The following is a 249-nucleotide window of genomic DNA, read 5'->3' as shown; positions in this document are numbered from 1 at the left end:
GTTTCCAGCAGTGCGGCAGCAATTCTTCAATTTGGGTCACTTTGTGTGTCGGTAACCTTTTCAGCACATCACTTAAATAGGCATACGGATCCAAGCCATTCAGCTTTGCTGACTGGATTAAAGTCATAATATTGGCTGCTCGCTGACCGCTGCGCAGCGAACCTGCAAATAACCAGTTCTTACGTCCCAACGCCCAGGGGCGCATCTGGTTTTCCACCCAGTTATTGCAAATCGGTAGATTGCCATCAT

Annotated in this window: 1 protein-coding gene; it reads right to left on the bottom strand. The window is 48.2% G+C overall.

What is annotated here, in order from left to right:
• The coding region (locus tag ACEO2X_RS14700; RefSeq protein ID WP_371972221.1) for a transposase domain-containing protein at window positions 1-249 on the bottom strand (249 nt) is incomplete at both ends.

The organism is Acinetobacter sp. AL9 (assembly GCF_041464035.1).
In the GTDB taxonomy this organism is placed as follows: Bacteria; Pseudomonadota; Gammaproteobacteria; order Pseudomonadales; family Moraxellaceae; genus Acinetobacter; species Acinetobacter towneri.
The sequence above is the reverse complement of the archived record's forward strand: the minus strand, read 5'-3'. Positions and strand labels throughout refer to the sequence as shown.